Genomic DNA, 18,372 nt, shown 5'->3' with positions numbered 1-18,372 from the left:
GCCCCCCCTTGTATAATTCGAATGCAATCAGTAGCTTGTGAGACACAAAAATCTCGCACATGAAAAAACTATGCTTTGTTTTGTTTTCTGCCTTCCTCTTTGCTTCCTGCGGCGATTCGGCCGGAACCAAAGAAGCCTTGGCCACTGCTTTTAACCTGGATTCTGCAAAAGCAGACATTGATGCCAACAATGCAGCATTTGTAGCTGCCATGAAAAAAGGCGACTCCGTTGCCGTTGCCGCTTCTTACACCAAAGATGGTTGTATAATGCCGGCCAATATGCCTAAATCCTGCGGCACGCAGGCAATTACTTCTTTGTTCAATGGGATGTATCAGATGGGTATCCGGAACCTGACATTAACAGTAACAGAAGTAATCGGTAACGCCGATCTGGTTTCTGAAGAAGGTACTTACGAAATGTTCACCAACGAAGGGGCTTCTATGGAAAAAGGTAAATACATTGTTACCTGGAAAAAAGAAGACGGCAAATGGAAAAAATACCGCGATATCTTCAACAGCGATATGCCGGCGCCACCACCACCGCCGATGATCAAAAAATAAAAATAACATTCCTGCCAGAGCCTTTGTGATGGTTCACAAAGGCTCTTTTTTTAGCGATCGTTCTTCTTTGCGAAAACCGATCACACAAAAAAGTACTGAAAATCGTTTCTGATTATCTTAGTACCATGAAATACTTCTTCTACCTCCTGCCCGTACTGGCGGGTTTAACCATTACCACGCAGGCCGGGGTTAACAGCCAGTTACGCTTTGCCGTTAACAATCCCTGGGTGGCCGCTTTCATTTCTTTTCTCGTAGGTACGCTGTTGTTGGGATTGATCATTGTTACCACCAAACAACCCGTTCCCTCTTTGGCAGAGCTGAAGAGTATTGAACTCTATAAATACAGTGGCGGTGTGCTGGGAGCTTTTTTTGTAACGGCCATCATCTATGCCGTACCGCGCCTCGGATCTGCCAATGTATTTGCCATGGTCATTGCCGGGCAGTTCGTAGTAGCTTTATTGTATGATCACTTTGGTGTACTCGGTTTTCCGCAAAACCAGATCAGTTGGGTCAAAGTATTCGGGGTTGTGTTGCTCGTAACGGGCGCCTACCTCGTTGTAAAAAAATAGCGAACCGCCACAGTAATTACTGTGGCGGTTTTTTTTCTGTCTGCGAATACTGTAATTTAACAGCCTCCCTAAACAACTTTCCCACTCATGAAAAAATTAACTGCCCTGTTTCTTTGCCTTACTGCCTTTGTATTGGCCGAAGCACAACCTTTTTCTCCATCCTTATTTAACAGCATGCAATGGCGCATGATTGGTCCACACCGTGGTGGCCGTACCGTAGGTGCCGTTGGCGTGCCTACGCAACCCAGTGTATTTTATATTGGTGTCAATAACGGTGGCGTATGGAAAACCAACGACTATGGCCGCACCTGGAAACCCATTTTCGACCGGATGGGTACCGGATCGGTAGGCGATATCGCTGTTGCTGAATCCAATCCCAACGTAGTATATGTGGGTTGCGGAGAAGGCATTCAACGACCCGATCTGTCTGTAGGCGATGGGGTGTATAAATCAACCGATGCCGGTAAGACCTGGAAAAACATGGGACTGAAAGATGGCCAGCAGATCGGTGGCATCGCGATAGATCCCAAAAACGAAAACCGTGTTTTTGTAGCGGTACTGGGGCATCCCTACGGACCCAATACCGAACGCGGCGTATACAGAAGCCTCGATGGTGGTAATACCTGGGAGCGTGTATTGTATAAAGATGAGAATACCGGTGCCGTACAGATCAGCTTCGATCCCAATAATTCAGATATTTTATATGCAGATTTATGGGCCGGCAGACAGGGGCCCTGGGAAAACGGGCAATGGAACGGACCCGAAAGCGGCCTTTATAAATCTACCGATGGTGGTAAAACATGGAAACACTTAACCAAAGGATTACCTACCCCTGCACAGGGATTAGGTCGTATTGGTTTTGGCATTGCACCTACTAACAGCAACCGCTTATACGCAACCGTAGATGCGGGCAGGTATGGGGGCATCTATCGCAGCGATGATGCAGGCGAAAGCTGGCAGCTGATGAGCAGCGATGGCCGGTACTGGGGCAGGGGCAGCGATTTTGCCGAAGTAAAAGTAGACCCCACCAATGCCGATATCGTGTACAGTGCCAACGTGGTTACCTGGAAATCAGTTGACGGGGCCAAAACCTGGACCGGTTTCCGTGGTGCACCGGGTGGAGATGATTATCACCGTATCTGGATCAACCCACTCAACCCAAAGATCATGCTCATTGCACTGGACCAGGGTGGTATTGTAACCGTGAATGGTGGCGAAACCTTTTCTTCTTTTTACAATCAGCCAACGGCGCAGTTCTATCATGTGAGCACCGATAACCAGTTTCCGTACAATGTATATGGCGGACAACAGGAGAGTGGTTCAGTGGGTATTACTTCGCGGGGCAACGACGGGCAGATCAGTTTCCGCGACTGGCACCCGGTGGGCGTGGAGGAATATGGATATGTGGCACCCGATCCGCTGGATCCGAATATTATTTATGGAGGTAAGATTACCAAATACGATAAACGCACCGGCCAGGTACAGAATATTGCACCCGAAGCGGTACGCAGTGGTAAATATCGTTTTGTAAGAACTGCGCCCGTGCTGTTCTCGCCCATCGATCCCAAAACCTTATACTTTGCCGGTAATGTGATCTTTAAAACACGTGATGGTGGTAACAGCTGGCAAACCATCAGTCCTGATCTTACCCGCGAAAGCTGGGACGTTCCGGCCAGTGTAGGTATTTACACCAGTGAAGACATGAAAAAAATGCCGCGGCGTGGCGTAGTATATACGGTGGCACCATCCTACCAGGACATCAACACCATCTGGGCCGGAACAGATGATGGTTATATACAGGTTACCCGTGATGGGGGAAAAAACTGGAAAAATGTAACACCGCCAGAGATCACTTCCTGGAGTAAGATCTCTTTGATGGATGCCGGGCATTTTGATAACAACACAGTATATGCTGCCGTAAACCGCATCCGCTGCGATGATATGCAGCCTTATGCTTACAAAACACATAATGGTGGTAAAACCTGGCAACGCATTACCAACGGGTTGCCCGCCAACGAACCTATTAACGTAGTACGGGAAGATCCTAAACGAAAGGGATTATTGTATGCGGGTTCTGAAAATGCCGTGTATGTATCTTTTGATGATGGGGAACACTGGCAATCACTGCGCCTGAATATGCCCGCTACTTCTATCCGCGATCTCGTGATCAAGGATGATGATCTCGTTCTCGGTACCCATGGCCGTGGTTTCTGGATCATGGATGATATTACACCGCTGCGACAGATCAGCGCCAACCTCGCTGCCGAAAAAGCCCTGCTCTATAAACCACAAACCGCTATCCGCGTTCGCTGGAACATGAATACGGATACGCCGATACCGCAGGAAGAACCCGGCGGACAAAACCCGCCCGATGGTGCCATCATCAACTATTATCTCGCAGAAAAAGCGCAAGGCGAAGTAACCCTGGAGATTGTTGATGCTGCGGGTAAATCTGTACGCAGATACAGCAGCCTCGATAAACCTTATGAGATCCCCGAAGTGAATATTCCTTTGTACTGGATCCGCCCGCAACAGATCCTGTCGGCTGAAGCAGGTTCACACCGTTTTTTGTGGGACATGCATTATACGCCCATCGATGAACCGGTTTCTTTCCCAATGACGGCGATTTATCAAAACACAGCACCCGAAAAAAATTCGCCCTGGGTGTTGCCGGGAACCTACACCGTGAAGTTGACGGTGAATGGAAGAACATTTTCCCAACCACTGACCGTAAAAATGGATCCACGTGTTACTACCAGTATCGCCGGCCTGCAGCAGCAACACCGTTTATCGGTAGTATGTTACGAAGGCAGACTGGCCGCACGTAAAGCCAAAGAAGAAATCAGCTTAGCAGGTAAACAACTGAAGGCCCTGCTGAACAAAGCCGGCACCAGCAAAGAAACCATCACCCAACTGGAACAGGAACTCGCTGCACTCGAAGGTGCTTCCCGGGGCAGAAGAGGTGGCGGTGGACCAGTAGCCACTTTCGGCAGTGCTGAATCCGGCTTTGCTTCTTTACTGTCTATGTTGCACGAAACAGATATGCCACCCACTACGCAAATGGTGAGCGGTGTGAGCCAGGTGCAGGTACAGTTAAAAGAATTGCAGGACAAATGGAATGCGCTCAGCAAACAGATCGCAGCATTGCAGAAATAATATATTGTTGCTCCGATATCGGAACTAAGAAAAAGAAATCTCCACAACCGGAGATTTCTTTTTTATTTTACCCCGCCGTTGCTGATCGCCTGACAACAACCACCAGCAAACATCATTCACAACAACCACAATATTTTTATATGGAAACCATCGAACTCCTCAAGATTACCCGCGATAAAACACTGGCTTTTTACGACCTGCCCGAATCGGAGCTAGATAAAAGCTATGGTCCCGGCAAATGGTCCATCCGGCAGATCCTGAACCACCTGGCCGATACAGAGATCGTATTAAACGAAAGGATCCGCAGGGCCATTGCAGAACTGCATCCCTTTGTGGTGGTGTTTGACCAGGAACGCTGGAGTGAACAACTGGATTATAACACGTATCCCTTGGCCATCAGCAAAGCTGTTTTTGCCGCTGTCAGAACCTCCATCATTTACCTGGCCGAAAAACACTATGCGGGTTCGGAGCAGAAAACATTCTTCCATACCGCCGCCGGCATCCGCACATTACAACAGGAATTTGATAAAGTGGCCCAGCATAATTTTGATCATATCAAACAGATAGAGATCGCATTGGCATCCTGATGAAGGTTGTTAGAAGAGAATGCAAACATTTGGCAACTTCCATAAACTAGATTTTGTATTTTTAACATACACACCAGCAACCTCCTTTTATTGTGAAAAACAAACTACTGATATACAGGAAAGAAATTGCCTGGTTCGTAATTCTCCACTCTCTTTCTACATTTGTTTTCTCAGCAGTATATGAGAAACTCTTTCCGGGAGAAGATGATAATTATCTATTGTTTTTCCTTACACTGCTGATTCCGGGTCTGATCTTAGCTTCGATATTCAGGTATAAAATTTCTAAAAAGGAAAAAGAGCGTACTAAATAAGAGACAGGCTCTGGGTAAATACCTTATTGTTCATTTTGTCCTTTATCTTTAAACCCAATGATTACCAGAATTTTTTTAGTGACTTACCTGGTAGCTTTGACTTGCTTATCTAATGCACAACAGAATAAAAAGACATTTTTTGCCGAAGTGGCAGTCGGGGTGTTTAAATGGAGCACCAATGCTAATGACTTGCATTCGCACCCCTTTATCGGGAATGTGAGAGTTGGCTACCTCGATAAAAATAAGTTGGCATTGGGAATCGAGTATAGTTATCTAATCTATAAACAATCTTTTTCCGGACGATCGCCTTTGCAGCAAGGAGGATCTAATTGGACGGAAGCTGGAACGACGAAAGATACCTACCATTCTATTGGTGTATTTTCTGAATACCGCGCAAAATGGGGGTCCAGACTAAAATTTGTACCCGGAATCTTCCTTCATTATCTTAAAAATAAATATGCCAGTAACAGTGCATTATATCAAGACGGAAACCCGATTGGTATAACCATTGAGCGTGGCACCAACTACGGATATGTTGCGAGAGCAGGTCTTTCTTTGACCTTTAACTATACCATCAGCACCGCCACAGCTATTACCTTCCGATTGCTGGAGCTGGAGCATCGTTTTGGAAAATATGATAACACTTCATTTCTTGCCATTACACCGGCCTTGGGAATTCAATATTATTTACCTACCAAATCACAACAAAGATAATTGCCGATATTGGTCGCCTGACCAACAACCTATCCACTACTTCTGTTTTTCTCGAAGTCTCTCAACGAAGAAGAAGACTTTTCGGAGAACCCGAACAGATAGAGTACACTGGCATGCTAATGGTTATGGTACTGCGGGCTGAAGCCCGATAATATAGTCTTGTAGGGAAATTTTTATCCACGCCCTGAAGGGCGCGGCAAGTATAATTTTTATGCTGTGCTTATGTGCGATTGGTGAATCGTAAAATAGCGAGACCGGGTAAATACACTCAATCGTTGCTATAATTCAAATGAATCATAAGGTAATTGACAATGCTACGGTCAGATAATTTATCCACGCCCTTCAGGGCGTGGATAAAAGCACTACTTCTCTATTGACTCCGGGACTTTAGTCCCGGGTGTTATGTATAGTTGATGGATTCCCTCGATATTGGTCTGCTGAGCAACATCTATCAGTTCTCATTTTTGCAAAAACGGAACCAACGCCCGCGCAAAATCCCACGGCGCTTCTTCCATCGGCACATGCCCGATTCCTTTTAATATGATCAGTTCACTTCCCTTAATATCTTTATGAAACAGGGCAGCATGAGACACCGGTATCAAATGATCCTGGTCGCCCCATACAATCAGTGTGGGAATCTGTATCGTTCGGATCTGCGCGGAAGCATCTTCGCCCAAACCCAGTTGCATCCGGTCTATCAGCGCCTGCCGGTTGCCTGCACGTAAGGTCATATCAGAATACAGATCTACCAATGCATCTGTAACACGACGTTTGTTTCCATACACATCTTCCACGCTTTTCCGTACCAGCTGTTTGGGGGTGATCCATTTAACTACATTATTCACTACCGGCATTTTTGCGAGTCGGAAACCCAGCGGCAGGTCTATTTTTTCTTTGGGTATATAACCACCCGCATCCACCAGCACCAGTTTGTTTACTTTGGTGGGGTAACCAACCGCATAACGCCAGGCAATGGCACCACCCAGCGAGTTGCCGGCGATCACACAATGACGAACGCCCAGCCGGAGCAATACCGAATCTACAAAATGGATATACATGTTCATGCTGTAATCCCTTTGTGGATGCGGACCCGTGAGGGCAAAACCCGGCAGGTCAAAACGAATGATGCGGCGTAGCGGGCCAAGCAGTAAAGCGGTACTATCCCAGGTAAACAGGGAAGAAGATGTGCCATGTATCAATACCAGTGGCACCGTATCATTCCGGTTTCCTTCATCACGGTAATGCACGCGCATGCCCATCAGGTTCATGAACTGCGATGGGGCTTGTCCATATTTCTGCACCAGTTTTTCTGCCGGAAGATCTTTTTTACCAAAGAACAGGCCGGCCAATAATACCACAACCAGCAACAAAACCACCAATCTGACTATCCAACGAAAAATAAACCGCATAGTATGAGTTTGGTTGATAAGATACAAAGAAGGCAGTTGAAAAAACACTATCTGGCTCAGGCATACTCATAATAAACTGTATGCTCTTTGAAACCCAGTTTCCGGTAAATACCAATACCATCTTCGGATGCCTGCAGAATTACCTGCCGGTATCCTTTTGCTTTTATCCTGTTCAACGCAAAATACATCAGCGAAGAGCCAATGCCTTTACCGCGGTAAAACACGTGGGTGGCCAACGCATACAAACCCACCGTATCCTTATCGGTAGCAAAAATTTCTATGGTGGCAACGGGTTTTCCATCCTCATAGTAAACCAGTAATTCCACCCGGCTGGCTGCAGCAAGATAAGTGCCGGCCGTTCGTTCATAATATAACCGGACATGATGATCGGGCGGTGTCCAGTTGGCAGCGATCACTGCTGCAAAATCAGCTATCGCAGCAACATCACTCGCCACCACTATCTGCGAATGGTTTTCGCACAACACGGGTTGGTACAAAGACAGTTCCATTACCATACCCGGTTCTGCATTTTTTCTTTCCTGCTGTAAGGTCTTGAAATAATGCTGCACCTGTTCCGTGAGGTTTTCTTGAGCGATCCAGATACAATAGGCCAGGTTTCTTTCCCGGAAATAGGTCAGCGCATCCCGGATCTCTCCCAGCAACAGCCCTTCACCACGGGTAATATGAATGATGTTGAATGTATCGCAGGATAAACCTGCATCCACATAACTGAGATGAGGTAGTCGGAATACCCGCATCCCTTTTGTTTCTCCCGGTATCAGCAGGGCATGTTCGGTAAAGTTTTGCTGGATCTTTTCTTGCATCGCTTACGCTATGGTACAAGCCGGCTCGTGCCTGACGGGAAAATTAACTGAGTTGGCAATAAAACAATACTGGTGCGCCTTGGTATGCAGAGCATTGGCCGTATCGATCATTGACGCGTGTGTTACCACCACCTGCGGACGCAAAATCACTTCTGTAAAATGACCACTGCCGTTAGATGTTTCCGCCATCGTACCCACGGCATGATCTGTATACGCCGTAACGATCACTTCTGCTTCTGAACAAAAATGCAGGAACCATAACATATGGCAAGCCGATAAAGAAGCCAGCAGCAGGTCTTCCGGATTGTGTTTGGTTTTATCACCCCGAAATGCCGGGTCTGAAGAACCCTGTATTCCAGCTTTATTCTCTACCCTGATCTCATGACTTCTTTCATAAGACCGATAAGATTGTGTACCGGTACCGGTATTACCCGTCCACTCAGTAGTTACGGCATAATGATGTTCTTTTTCCATGCAAAGGTTTTAAAGGAAAAGGTGAAGGGGCACGTAAAATTCCTAAAAAAACCATTCATGGCAAAACCGTTCATGTAAGGTTGCTGTATACCTGGTATTTTATTGTATTGCCCGAAGCAAAACTTATCAGGATACCCTTACCCTTTCCGGATATGTATATTTGAGGCAGCGTGTTTTATGGCTTCTCTTTTTCCGGTACCAATACAAAATAACTCGCTTTAAACTTATCCTTCACCACTTCACCCTGTACCCTGGCTTTACGGATCGCATTACAGAAACCATCTTTTGCATGTGCATCGCCAAGCGAATCAATATGTACTCCTTCTACAAAATAGGCTTTGCCATTGATGCGCACTGCCAGATCGCAGGTTTTACCGGGCAGGCCCAGTTTACACTGGCCACAGGCGGCTTCTACGGTTTGTACGGGTTTGGTTTTATCGGGTGTGCCTTGTTTTTTTTCCTGGGCAGATAAACCGGTAGTGGTTATAACCAGGCAGAAAAGCGCGTACATGATTTTCATATAGATCTTATTGTGTGTAAAAAATAGCAGGTTTTTGAAAAAAATTATTACCCGTAAAAAATATTTTATTCGTTGTTTTTCTTTTGATAACCAATTCGCTACTTAAAAAAAAGGCTTCTTTTTTTGATTCTGCCCCGCCACAAAAAATACTTTTCTTGCGAAACACAGCCAACCAAAACTACTCAGTAAGCGTACCTCTCTAAAAATAATACATACCAATGAAAAAGATTCACCTTCTTTTTACGATGGCAGCTGCCACGTTCCTATTAATTAGTTGCAAGAAGAACACTGTTACCAACACTCCCACCGTAACCTGGTCAAAAACCGTTACCATGAGTGCAAAATACGAAGTACCGGCCATTGCCAACCGTACAGAAACCGCTGTGGCCACACTGGAATTACTGAGTGATAACACCCTCAGGTACAATATCGCAGTAACAGGTTTGGCAGCCGGCGATGCATTAACGGCTGCACATATCCATGCGGGTAACGCCGGATCGAATGGTGCAGTCAAAATTCCGTTCGACGGAACTTTCAGCGCCGCTGGTGTTTCCGGTGTAACGCCTGTACTGAGAGCAGGACAGATAGACACTTTACAAAACATGGAAACCTATGTAAACATTCATAGTACACAGGCACCCACCGGATTATTGCGCGGACAGGTAGACAGTAAAATCGTTTTTGCAGCAGATCTGCTCATGAGCGGTGCCAACGAAGTTCCGGCTGTTAATACAACCGCTTTCGGACTGGCCGTGATCCGCTTAACAGAAAACAAAAAAGCCTACCTGAAATTGAGTATGACCGGTCTCGAAGCCGGCGACGTAATGAGTGCAGCCCATATCCATACTGCCGCTGCCAATGCCAACGGACCCGTATTACTGGGCTTTTATGCAGCAGAAGCTGATTTTAATACCTTAAAAGTGATCAGCGTTTCGGATGCTGTTTATAGTTCGCTGTTAAGTGATGCTATTTATATTAACGCACACTCCGTAGCACATGCTGCCGGTGTGGTAAGAGCACAGATCCGCTAAAAAAATGATGACAATCAAGAGAGAGGCGTAAAAAGCACAATGTAAATGGCAGTTTATTTGGGTTTCGTCTCTCTCTTGTTTGAATCCATACTGTTTCGTTTACAATCTAATCAATCCAGCAAATCCATTCTGCGGTTTTGCGGCTAATTACACTAAACATTTATCATACACATGTGCAACATTCAATGGTTGATACAGCAGCTCTGTAAAATCAACTGTATCATTACTCCCAACCGCGCGGGAGCAGAGGGCCCCCTTTCACCGGGTATCACAGTACCGCTCTGTTATTTCAGGGATTGTTTCGGGTTTAGCCTTCTGGGGGTTTGCTGTTTCCTGACATACCTCGTCCGCAAATTTTTTTTATCCAATAATGCCAGCCAGATAGATCAATAAGGGGGAAGATGGAGGTTTACAGTTGATCGCCGTGCTTTTGTATGGTTATATCCTTACCCGCAAAAGCCGGCACCCCCTTTCTCCTCTTAGTGAACCGCACTAATCACCGTGCCTTTCTTTATTTCTTCTTTTCTTCGTTCTTCTCTTATTGCAACTTCCTGCACGTTTAGCCATTACGCTAATAGTGCAGGATATTTTAATTAGAGCGAAAAAAGAGAAAGGGTTAAAGAGGGAACAGATTCTCTTTCCGCGCCTTTGCGCCTCTGCGAGAAATTTTCTCACACCAAGGCATGGCACGGTTTTTTTATTGCATGGCCTGCAACTCTTTCTGCAAACGGAACATCTCATCCCGCAATCTTGCCGCTTCAATAAAGTCCAGATCACGGGCGGCTTTTTCCATTTCTTTTTTGGTCTTGCTGATCGCTTTCTCCATCTGTGGAATGGTCTGGTAACTCACCTGCTCTTCGGCCGCTTCATGTTTCACGAGTTCCTCATCTTTCTGCAACGCATACGGGTTAGACGGGTCATACCCTTTAATATCGAGCACCGATCCCTGCGCATATACCTGCTCAATCGATTTGATAATGGTTTTAGGCGTAATTCCATGTTCGGTATTATACTGCACCTGTTTCTCTCTTCTGCGGCTGGTTTCATCAATGGTGCGCTGCATGCTCTCCGTCATCTGGTCGGCATAGAAAATTACCCGACCATCCACATTACGCGCGGCGCGGCCTGCCGTCTGGGTCAGACTTCTTTCGTTACGTAAAAAACCTTCCTTATCCGCATCCAGTATGGCCACCAATGCTACTTCGGGCAGATCTAATCCTTCACGTAATAAATTCACACCCACCAATACATCAATTTCTCCCAAACGTAACTGCCGCAGAATCTCCACCCGCTCCAGCGTATCCACATCGCTGTGAATGTATTTGGATTTGATATTGATGCGCCCCAGGTATTTATCCATCTCCTCCGCCATACGTTTGGTGAGTGTGGTAACCAATACCCGGTAACCCTGTTTCACGGTTTTGTCGATCTCTTCCAGCAGGTCATCGATCTGGTTCACACTCGGACGGATCTCAATCGGCGGATCCAGCAGTCCGGTAGGACGCACGATCTGCTCTACCACCACACCACCCGTTTTCTCCAGCTCATAATCGCCGGGCGTGGCACTTACAAATATGGTCTGACCAATCAGGCTCTCAAACTCATGAAAATTCAGCGGACGGTTATCCATCGCACTCGGCAAACGGAAACCATAATCTACCAGCACCATTTTACGGCTCCTGTCGCCGCCGTACATGCCGGCTACCTGGGGTATGGTTTGGTGACTCTCATCAATCACCATCAAATAATCTTTCGGAAAATAATCCAGCAAACAGAAGGGGCGGGTACCTGGTTTGCGCCGGTCGAAAAAGCGGGAGTAGTTTTCAATACCATTACAGTAGCCCAGTTCGCGGATCATTTCCATATCATATTCCACTCTTTCTTTCAAACGCTGGGCCTCAATGTATTTGCCGGTTTTGGTAAAATATTCCACCTGCGCCATCATCTCGTCCTGGATCTCGTGCATCACTTCCACGATCATGTCTTTGGGAGCGAGGTAAAGCGTGGCCGGAAAAATGGCGGCATTCTCCATAATACCGATGCGTTTGCTGCTGCTGGTTTCAATGCTTTCGATCTCTTCGATCTCATCGCCAAAAAAAGTGATGCGGTAACCAAAGTCCACATAGGGCAGGTTAATATCCACCGTATCGCCTTTCACGCGAAAAGTGCCGCGGGTAAAATCGCCCTGCGAGCGGTTGTACAAACTGTTCACCAGCGCATGCAGAAAAGCCTGCCGGCTAATGACCATGCCTTTGTGTATGCGGATGATGCCGTTCTCATATTCGGTAGGGTTACCCATACCATAAATACAACTCACACTGGCCACCACAATAATATCGCGCCGGCCACTCAGCAGTTGCGAGGTGGCCTGCAGCCGCAGTTTATCGAGTTCTTCGTTAATGCTCAGGTCTTTCTCAATATAGGTATCACTCACCGGCATATAGGCTTCGGGCTGGTAATAATCGTAGTAACTCACAAAATAGCCCACGGCATTATCGGGGAAAAACTGTTTGAACTCACCGTACAACTGCGCCACCAGGGTTTTGTTATGCGTAAGCACCAGTGTGGGGCGTTGGGTATTCTGGATCAGGTTGGCAATGGTAAAAGTTTTACCCGATCCGGTAACCCCCAGCAGGGTCTGAAAAGCTTCGCCCTCATTCACACCTTCGGTAAGTTGTTGAATAGCATTGGGTTGATCGCCGGAAGGTTCGTATGCGGAGTGAAGTTTGAAAGGCACTGGAGAGAGTTAAAAGTTAATAGTTAAGAGTGTAAAGTTAAGAGTTGTTGGGGAACGCTGAAGGGATATGAGGGGTTGGGGGTGCGTTGGGTTGGGTATGATTTATATGATATGGGCTGAATGCGGAACGCTTAACGCAGAACGCTTGTTGCGCTTGTGCCGCTGGAAGCGGCATCGCACACTTGTACTTGATAATCAATTATCAGCAAAGGGGTATTGCAAGTCTGCCAAATCATTAGTATATTTTCTAACAAATGAACTGCCATGCGAAATTATTCGATTGTTGGTTGCCTGTTGTTTTTGTTATTCGCTACTTCTTTTAGTTCACATAATGCTGCTCTTGTTTATGGCAGATGTGTGGGCTCTTCCGCCTGCCGGGCTTGCAGTAGCTGTTCATCCTGCAATTATTGTCGCGGTGGGGGCACCTGCGGTGTTTGTGCAGCACCGGAAAAGCCAAAGAAAGAGCCCTCGAAAAAAAGTGGTCAGTGCCAGGCAACCACCAAAAAGGGTAGCCAATGCAGCAGGACCGCTAAGGCAGGAAGCAGTTATTGCTGGCAACATGCGAAATAACAGCGTTTTTGCTTTTAGCCCCATTGCGAAACAATCTTAGCCCCGGATGGGGCAAAGGTTTGTAGCACGCAACAAACAAGCTACGCATACATATGCCCCGGCGGGGCTACCCTTTGTAACACATCCCTTCTAGCGGTTTGGCAAGATATGGCTGTCTTTCTGTATCGCAGGTGGTGTACCTCAGGCACACCTGATTTTCATTATGCCTTTGTTCTATAAACCTTTGGCCCCGCTGGGGCAGATTTTTTTATTGATTATCAAGGGATTTGGATTTTTTGATAATCTGGTTGGGGAAATACGGGGTTTTTCCCGGTGTGAGGGTTTTGTTTTTGGGGTAGATTGTAGAAGAGAGTTGAGGTATTTCTTCACAATAAAATAAAAACTAAAAAATGGCAATAGGACTATTTATTGATGCGTCATATGTCTACAAGGTTTTCAGAGACAAAATGGACTACATGAAACTCCGAGTACATATCGAAAGATACCTTGGAGATACAATTGATGAGGCTTATTATTTTAATGCAGATAACGATCCCCCGACAGCAGAAAAACTTCATGGATTCTTGACTTTACCCTATCCCAAAGGGCCTGGGTTTAGGGTAAAAATATATTGGTTAAGCAAAAAACTGCTTTGTTGGCCCGAACAACTTGGTGGTCTTCCGGTAATGCATCCAACAGAAACCGAAGTTCAATATGAATTGAGAAGTCAGAAAGGGGTTGATGTTGGATTAATTTTTCACATGACACGATCTTACTACCGGAGAAAGTGGACAAAATTGGTATTAGCAGCTGGCGATGGAGATTTTCATGAACCAGTCCAAAGTTTGGTTGAAGGAGATGGCGTTGACCTTCATTTGGTTGGCTCAATTCCATCTATTTCTTCTGAGTTGCGGTCTTATGCTAGATCTATTATTGAAATTGATAAAGATCCTCTTCATGGCGAATTAAAAATGGCGGTAAAAAATAGCTAAAACTATCTCAGAAAAGCTTAAGAAATCTGTCGTTCATTATTTTTTGTTGTAAACAGTTTAATCTTTCGATACCAGCAACTTTTATAGTTAGTAGAAATTATTATGAGACCAACTAAATCGCAAGTTACTAGAGCAGGGAAAATCTTAATGTCTTCTAAATCGCAGGAGGATCGAGATAGAGCATTAGAGCTAATAAATGAATGGAGAACAAATCATCTTTCCCCATTGACCGTGATAAAAAATCATATAGTTAAAATACTCGAGCTAAACGCCATTTCTCCTGTTTTAATTTCTCAACGGCTAAAGAGGCTTACTTCGATTGAATACAAACTTGATTTGAATAAAACAATGGCTCTGGGTGGAATGCAAGACATTGGAGGATTTAGAGTGGTTTTAAAAGATACTAAAGATCTTAATAAATTTAAAAGACTTATCGAATTACATTCAGAAACAAAAAGATACAAGATTGAGTATTCTGATGATTACGTTACTGATCCAAGAGAAACCGGTTACAGAAGTATCCATTACATATATACATATAAATCCAAAAAGGTTCAGTACGATGGAGTAAAGCTAGAGTTACAGATACGAACAAAACTTCAACATAATTGGGCAACAGCTGTGGAAACGGCTGGCATATATACACAGACATCTTTGAAATCTGGACAAGGACCTGATGATTGGATTAATTTTTTTCAGACAATCAGTTCGCTTTTTGCGATGAAAGAAAAGCTTGCTGTTTTGGATAAGCACAAAGATTTTAAGATGGAAGTGCTTATGACAAGATGTTTTCAACTTACTGAAAAGTTGAAAGTACTTGAAATATTAAATGCTTTGAGAGTTTCTGCAAGACACATTGATATTGAAAAAGTTGAAGGCGATTATTATATCATTAATATTAGTTTTGTTAAAAAACGCGTATCTATTACTGTTTATCCAAAAAATAAATATAGTCAAGCTACAGCTGAGTACTTAAGACTAGAAAAGAATGCAATATCAATTGAAACCGCTGTGGTTCTTGTTGCAGCAAATTCAATTAAATCTTTAAAAAAAGCATACCCTAGTTATTTTCTTGACACTTCAGAGTTTATTGAAGCATTAGAAAGAGTAAATCAAAATTGTAAAGCACTTAAACTTATTTAGAAGATATAACTTTTCCGAAGAGTCTCTCACCAGAGTACTCTTCGCTTAGAACTACTAAACCAGTTAGTTAAAACAAAGAACATAGAACAGGTGTAGTTAAATACTCTGGCCTTCTGCAATAATCACAACACAGCACTAAAGTGCCAACAGAATAAATTAGACCCACATCATCCCCGCGCTAAAGCGCTGGGCTATGCAAAAATGGTTAATTCTTTCTGCAACCAACCCTTGCCGCGCGCTTCAGCGCGTGGATAAAGCTGCGTATTAAAAACCAGAGTGGCACTTTAGTGCCAGGTGTCTCCAACACCTGTTCAGCAAAATAACCGTCCACACGGCGGCGAATAAGCCTACCTTACCTCCGGCACCTGCCAATACCCTCAATCCCGGCTTTGCAACAGCAGTTCGATATACTCATCAACAGTTTTATGGATCAACGGGTAGGTATTGCAGAAAATTTTCTGTCGCCTGCACTGGCTGCGGCATTACAGGAACAGCTCTTGATATTACAAACCAAACAACAGCTGCTGGCGGCCGGTACCGGTAACGATACAGCGGTAAACCACAACACCGCTTTCCGCGGCGATCTTATTTACTGGCTGGACCGTAGCCATAACCAGGAACCCGAAAATGCTTTTCTCGATATCATAGACCGGTTGGTGCTGTACCTGAACGAAACCTGTTACACGTGCATTAACGGTTATGAATTTCACTATACCTTATATGAGGCCGGCCGTTTTTACAAAACACATGTAGACAGCTTCCGCAACAACGATAGCCGCAAATTCTCCCTCATCTGTTACCTTAACCCCCACTGGGCAATCGGCGATGGGGGTGAACTCTGTATTCACCACACAACCGGTTTGCAGAACATACCGCCCACCAATGGCAAATGTGTTTTTTTTCAGAGCCATACACTGGCGCACGAGGTTTTGCTTACCCATGTGCCCCGAATGAGTATTACGGGCTGGTTAAAGTAGTAACGCGGAGTAATACAACGAGGGCTAAAGCCCGGTACCCACAATGAGAGGCTTAATCCCCATACTGAAGCATGGGGTTAATAGGATGGGTTGTTCACTTTCCTTTCAAAATATCGCAAAGGTCCCGGGAAACATAGAACACAGAACCCGGAACACAGAATATATCCCAGGTGTTGTTGTATTTCCTTCTCCAAAGATTGGATAGCGGCTAATGCATACCCACAAGTTTTCTTATCTTACTGTTTCAAAACACTGCCCTATGAAAACAACCTTTTCTTTGCTGCTGCTTAGCTGCTGCATATTTTTTGCCGGCAGTCAACTGCAGGCCCAAACGCATGCCAACCTGAAAGGCACCTGGAACCTGGCAGTAGAAACCTCCATGGGTAGCGGCACACCCGTGTTCGAACTGAAACACCTCACAGACAGCACCCTTACCGGTACTTACACCGGCCAGCTGGGCGATTCGGAAATCAGCGGAAAGATCAAAGGCAATACTTTCTTTATCTCCTTCTCCGTTAGCGGTAACCAGATAGAATATGAAGGCACGGTTGATGGCGATACCATGAAGGGAAAACTAAAACTGGGCAGCATGGCCGAAGGAACTTTTACCGGTACCAGAAAAAAATCAGCCAATCCTTCTCCGAAAGCAGTTCCACTAAAATAAAAGAAGTTCGCTGCAACCAACCCTTTGCCGCGCGCTTCAGCGCGTTGATAAAGATCCTTTTTAAATACATGGCGGGTACTTTAGTGCCGGGTTTCGGTTTTCAGAAGGCGATCATTCATGGGTCTTCGCGTTTGATGGGAAAAGAAGAACATAGAACCCAGAACAACCAAACCGCAAGTTCCGGGTTGTAGCCTCAACAATTCCATCCCATATTTGTAATACAATTATCCGCCTTGCAAAAAAACGACCAACTGGATGACACTACCATCCGAAGCCTGATCAGGCAAAAAAAGATTAACCTCGGCGGTAACAGCAAATTGCGGATTTATGGTATTTTATCCTGCAGGTCGGGCAAAAAGATGAAACGGGAGAACCGGGTTTTCTTTGCATCGGAAGAAGAAGCGCTGGCCAACGGCTACCGGCCCTGCGCACATTGTATGAGAGCCGCTTATCAAAATTGGAAAAATGGATCTGTTCAGTAACGAAAACACCAATCTCTTACCCAAAGACGGTACCGTACACTATTACGGCAAACTGCTGAACCGCAGCACAGCCGATCAATACCTGCAGGTTTTGCTGAACAATATTGAATGGAAGAACGATGAAGCCATCCTCTTCGGCAAACGTATCATTACCAAACGCAAAGTGGCCTGGTATGGCGATCGTGCTTTTGAATACAGGTACTCCAACAGCACCAAAAAAGCCCTGCCCTGGACACCCGAACTGCTGCAGCTGAAACAACTGGTGGAAGAAAAAACCGGCGAAACTTTTAATTCCTGCCTGCTCAACCTCTACCATACCGGCGAGGAGGGTATGGCCTGGCATAGCGATGGTGAAAAGGACCTGAAAAAAGATGGCGCCATTGGCTCTTTAAGTTTTGGTGCAGAGCGCAGGTTTGCGTTTAAACACAAGACCAGTGGCGAAACCGTATCGCTGGTACTGGAGCACGGCAGTTTACTCGTAATGAAAGATACCACCCAAACCTATTGGCTGCACCGCTTACCACCCACCAAACAAACCCGCCAGCCCCGGGTGAATCTTACGTTCAGGACCATTGTAGGGTAATTGAGGGGGTGAACAGCGTTTGCGTGGGTTGATGGGAGAATGGGTTATGAGCCCTCACAAAAAACCTTATCTTACTATGCCAAATCCCTT

At 45.5% G+C, this 18,372-nt stretch carries 18 protein-coding genes; 13 read left to right on the top strand and 5 right to left on the bottom strand.

Going from position 1 to position 18,372, the window contains the following annotated elements:
• Positions 1-59: 59 nt before the first annotated feature.
• From AC1RNB_RS11730 to AC1RNB_RS11710, 5 genes are all read left to right on the top strand, one after another.
• Entirely contained in the window at positions 60-560 is a 501-nt protein-coding gene (locus AC1RNB_RS11730) for a YybH family protein (protein WP_493082988.1), read from the top strand.
• A 125-nt stretch (positions 561-685) separates the two neighbouring features.
• A complete protein-coding gene (locus tag AC1RNB_RS11725) occupies positions 686-1,129 on the top strand; it encodes a DMT family transporter (RefSeq protein WP_493082986.1) in 444 nt (147 codons plus the stop codon).
• Between the two features lie 87 nt (positions 1,130-1,216).
• A complete protein-coding gene (locus AC1RNB_RS11720; protein WP_493082984.1) occupies positions 1,217-4,285 on the top strand; it encodes a VPS10 domain-containing protein in 3,069 nt (1,022 codons plus the stop codon).
• Between the two features lie 140 nt (positions 4,286-4,425).
• Complete coding sequence (locus AC1RNB_RS11715; RefSeq protein WP_493082982.1) at positions 4,426-4,872, top strand: DinB family protein; 447 nt, start codon at positions 4,426-4,428, stop codon at positions 4,870-4,872.
• A gap of 368 nt (positions 4,873-5,240) precedes the next feature.
• On the top strand, positions 5,241-5,897 hold the full coding sequence (locus tag AC1RNB_RS11710) for a hypothetical protein (protein WP_493082980.1): 657 nt from the start codon (positions 5,241-5,243) through the stop codon (positions 5,895-5,897).
• Positions 5,898-6,355: 458 nt separating this feature from the next.
• Here AC1RNB_RS11710 and AC1RNB_RS11705 read toward each other — a convergent pair whose 3' ends face one another.
• The 4 genes from AC1RNB_RS11705 to AC1RNB_RS11690 form a co-directional block, all read right to left on the bottom strand.
• Positions 6,356-7,306 (bottom strand): alpha/beta fold hydrolase, encoded by a 951-nt coding sequence (locus AC1RNB_RS11705; protein WP_493082978.1) that lies wholly within the window; start codon positions 7,304-7,306, stop codon positions 6,356-6,358.
• Between the two features lie 56 nt (positions 7,307-7,362).
• The gene (locus AC1RNB_RS11700; RefSeq protein WP_493082976.1) at positions 7,363-8,130 is read right to left on the bottom strand and encodes a GNAT family N-acetyltransferase; all 768 of its coding nucleotides are present in this window, start codon (positions 8,128-8,130) and stop codon (positions 7,363-7,365) included.
• Positions 8,131-8,133: 3 nt separating this feature from the next.
• Positions 8,134-8,604 (bottom strand): OsmC family protein, encoded by a 471-nt coding sequence (locus tag AC1RNB_RS11695; protein WP_493082975.1) that lies wholly within the window; start codon positions 8,602-8,604, stop codon positions 8,134-8,136.
• Positions 8,605-8,779: 175 nt separating this feature from the next.
• A complete protein-coding gene (locus AC1RNB_RS11690) occupies positions 8,780-9,124 on the bottom strand; it encodes a DUF6370 family protein (RefSeq protein WP_493082973.1) in 345 nt (114 codons plus the stop codon).
• Positions 9,125-9,342: 218 nt separating this feature from the next.
• Between AC1RNB_RS11690 and AC1RNB_RS11685 the strand changes: the two genes are divergently transcribed.
• On the top strand, positions 9,343-10,155 hold the full coding sequence (locus tag AC1RNB_RS11685) for a CHRD domain-containing protein (protein WP_493082971.1): 813 nt from the start codon (positions 9,343-9,345) through the stop codon (positions 10,153-10,155).
• Positions 10,156-10,852: 697 nt separating this feature from the next.
• Here AC1RNB_RS11685 and uvrB read toward each other — a convergent pair.
• Positions 10,853-12,892, bottom strand: coding sequence for an excinuclease ABC subunit UvrB (gene uvrB, locus AC1RNB_RS11680; protein WP_493082969.1), 2,040 nt, complete (start codon positions 12,890-12,892; stop codon positions 10,853-10,855).
• A 97-nt stretch (positions 12,893-12,989) separates the two neighbouring features.
• Between uvrB and AC1RNB_RS11675 the strand changes: the two genes are divergently transcribed.
• The 7 genes from AC1RNB_RS11675 to AC1RNB_RS11645 all read left to right on the top strand — a co-directional run bounded on the left by AC1RNB_RS11675 (position 12,990) and on the right by AC1RNB_RS11645 (position 18,282).
• Entirely contained in the window at positions 12,990-13,502 is a 513-nt protein-coding gene (locus tag AC1RNB_RS11675) for a hypothetical protein (protein WP_493082967.1), read from the top strand.
• 349 nt (positions 13,503-13,851) lie between these two features.
• The gene (locus tag AC1RNB_RS11670) at positions 13,852-14,433 is read left to right on the top strand and encodes an NYN domain-containing protein (protein ID WP_493082965.1); all 582 of its coding nucleotides are present in this window, start codon (positions 13,852-13,854) and stop codon (positions 14,431-14,433) included.
• A gap of 102 nt (positions 14,434-14,535) precedes the next feature.
• The gene (locus AC1RNB_RS11665; RefSeq protein WP_493082963.1) at positions 14,536-15,576 is read left to right on the top strand and encodes a RelA/SpoT domain-containing protein; all 1,041 of its coding nucleotides are present in this window, start codon (positions 14,536-14,538) and stop codon (positions 15,574-15,576) included.
• A gap of 389 nt (positions 15,577-15,965) precedes the next feature.
• Positions 15,966-16,553: a 2OG-Fe(II) oxygenase gene (locus AC1RNB_RS11660; protein ID WP_493082961.1), complete on the top strand. Its 588-nt coding sequence runs from the start codon at positions 15,966-15,968 to the stop codon at positions 16,551-16,553.
• A gap of 259 nt (positions 16,554-16,812) precedes the next feature.
• Positions 16,813-17,217, top strand: a complete 405-nt coding sequence (locus AC1RNB_RS11655; RefSeq protein WP_493082959.1) for a hypothetical protein — start codon at positions 16,813-16,815, stop codon at positions 17,215-17,217.
• A gap of 233 nt (positions 17,218-17,450) precedes the next feature.
• Positions 17,451-17,699, top strand: a complete 249-nt coding sequence (locus AC1RNB_RS11650) for an Ada metal-binding domain-containing protein (protein ID WP_493082957.1) — start codon at positions 17,451-17,453, stop codon at positions 17,697-17,699.
• Complete coding sequence (locus AC1RNB_RS11645) at positions 17,683-18,282, top strand: alpha-ketoglutarate-dependent dioxygenase AlkB family protein (protein ID WP_493082955.1); 600 nt, start codon at positions 17,683-17,685, stop codon at positions 18,280-18,282. Before AC1RNB_RS11650 ends, AC1RNB_RS11645 begins: the two co-directional genes overlap by 17 nt.
• The last annotated feature ends 90 nt before the right edge of the window (positions 18,283-18,372 follow it).

The organism is Sediminibacterium sp. GW821-FHT12F12, assembly GCF_058806635.1.
This window is presented reverse-complemented; position numbering and strand designations above follow the sequence as displayed.

Coding starts and splice junctions, on each gene's coding strand:
- AC1RNB_RS11730 (WP_493082988.1), top strand. CDS start 60: ATGAAAAAACTATGCTTTGTTTTGTTTTCTGCCTTCCTCTTTGCTTCC.
- AC1RNB_RS11725 (WP_493082986.1), top strand. CDS start 686: ATGAAATACTTCTTCTACCTCCTGCCCGTACTGGCGGGTTTAACCATT.
- AC1RNB_RS11720 (WP_493082984.1), top strand. CDS start 1,217: ATGAAAAAATTAACTGCCCTGTTTCTTTGCCTTACTGCCTTTGTATTG.
- AC1RNB_RS11715 (WP_493082982.1), top strand. CDS start 4,426: ATGGAAACCATCGAACTCCTCAAGATTACCCGCGATAAAACACTGGCT.
- AC1RNB_RS11710 (WP_493082980.1), top strand. CDS start 5,241: ATGATTACCAGAATTTTTTTAGTGACTTACCTGGTAGCTTTGACTTGC.
- AC1RNB_RS11705 (WP_493082978.1), bottom strand. CDS start 7,306: ATGCGGTTTATTTTTCGTTGGATAGTCAGATTGGTGGTTTTGTTGCTG.
- AC1RNB_RS11700 (WP_493082976.1), bottom strand. CDS start 8,130: ATGCAAGAAAAGATCCAGCAAAACTTTACCGAACATGCCCTGCTGATA.
- AC1RNB_RS11695 (WP_493082975.1), bottom strand. CDS start 8,604: ATGGAAAAAGAACATCATTATGCCGTAACTACTGAGTGGACGGGTAAT.
- AC1RNB_RS11690 (WP_493082973.1), bottom strand. CDS start 9,124: ATGAAAATCATGTACGCGCTTTTCTGCCTGGTTATAACCACTACCGGT.
- AC1RNB_RS11685 (WP_493082971.1), top strand. CDS start 9,343: ATGAAAAAGATTCACCTTCTTTTTACGATGGCAGCTGCCACGTTCCTA.
- AC1RNB_RS11675 (WP_493082967.1), top strand. CDS start 12,990: ATGATTTATATGATATGGGCTGAATGCGGAACGCTTAACGCAGAACGC.
- AC1RNB_RS11670 (WP_493082965.1), top strand. CDS start 13,852: ATGGCAATAGGACTATTTATTGATGCGTCATATGTCTACAAGGTTTTC.
- AC1RNB_RS11665 (WP_493082963.1), top strand. CDS start 14,536: ATGAGACCAACTAAATCGCAAGTTACTAGAGCAGGGAAAATCTTAATG.
- AC1RNB_RS11655 (WP_493082959.1), top strand. CDS start 16,813: ATGAAAACAACCTTTTCTTTGCTGCTGCTTAGCTGCTGCATATTTTTT.
- AC1RNB_RS11645 (WP_493082955.1), top strand. CDS start 17,683: ATGGATCTGTTCAGTAACGAAAACACCAATCTCTTACCCAAAGACGGT.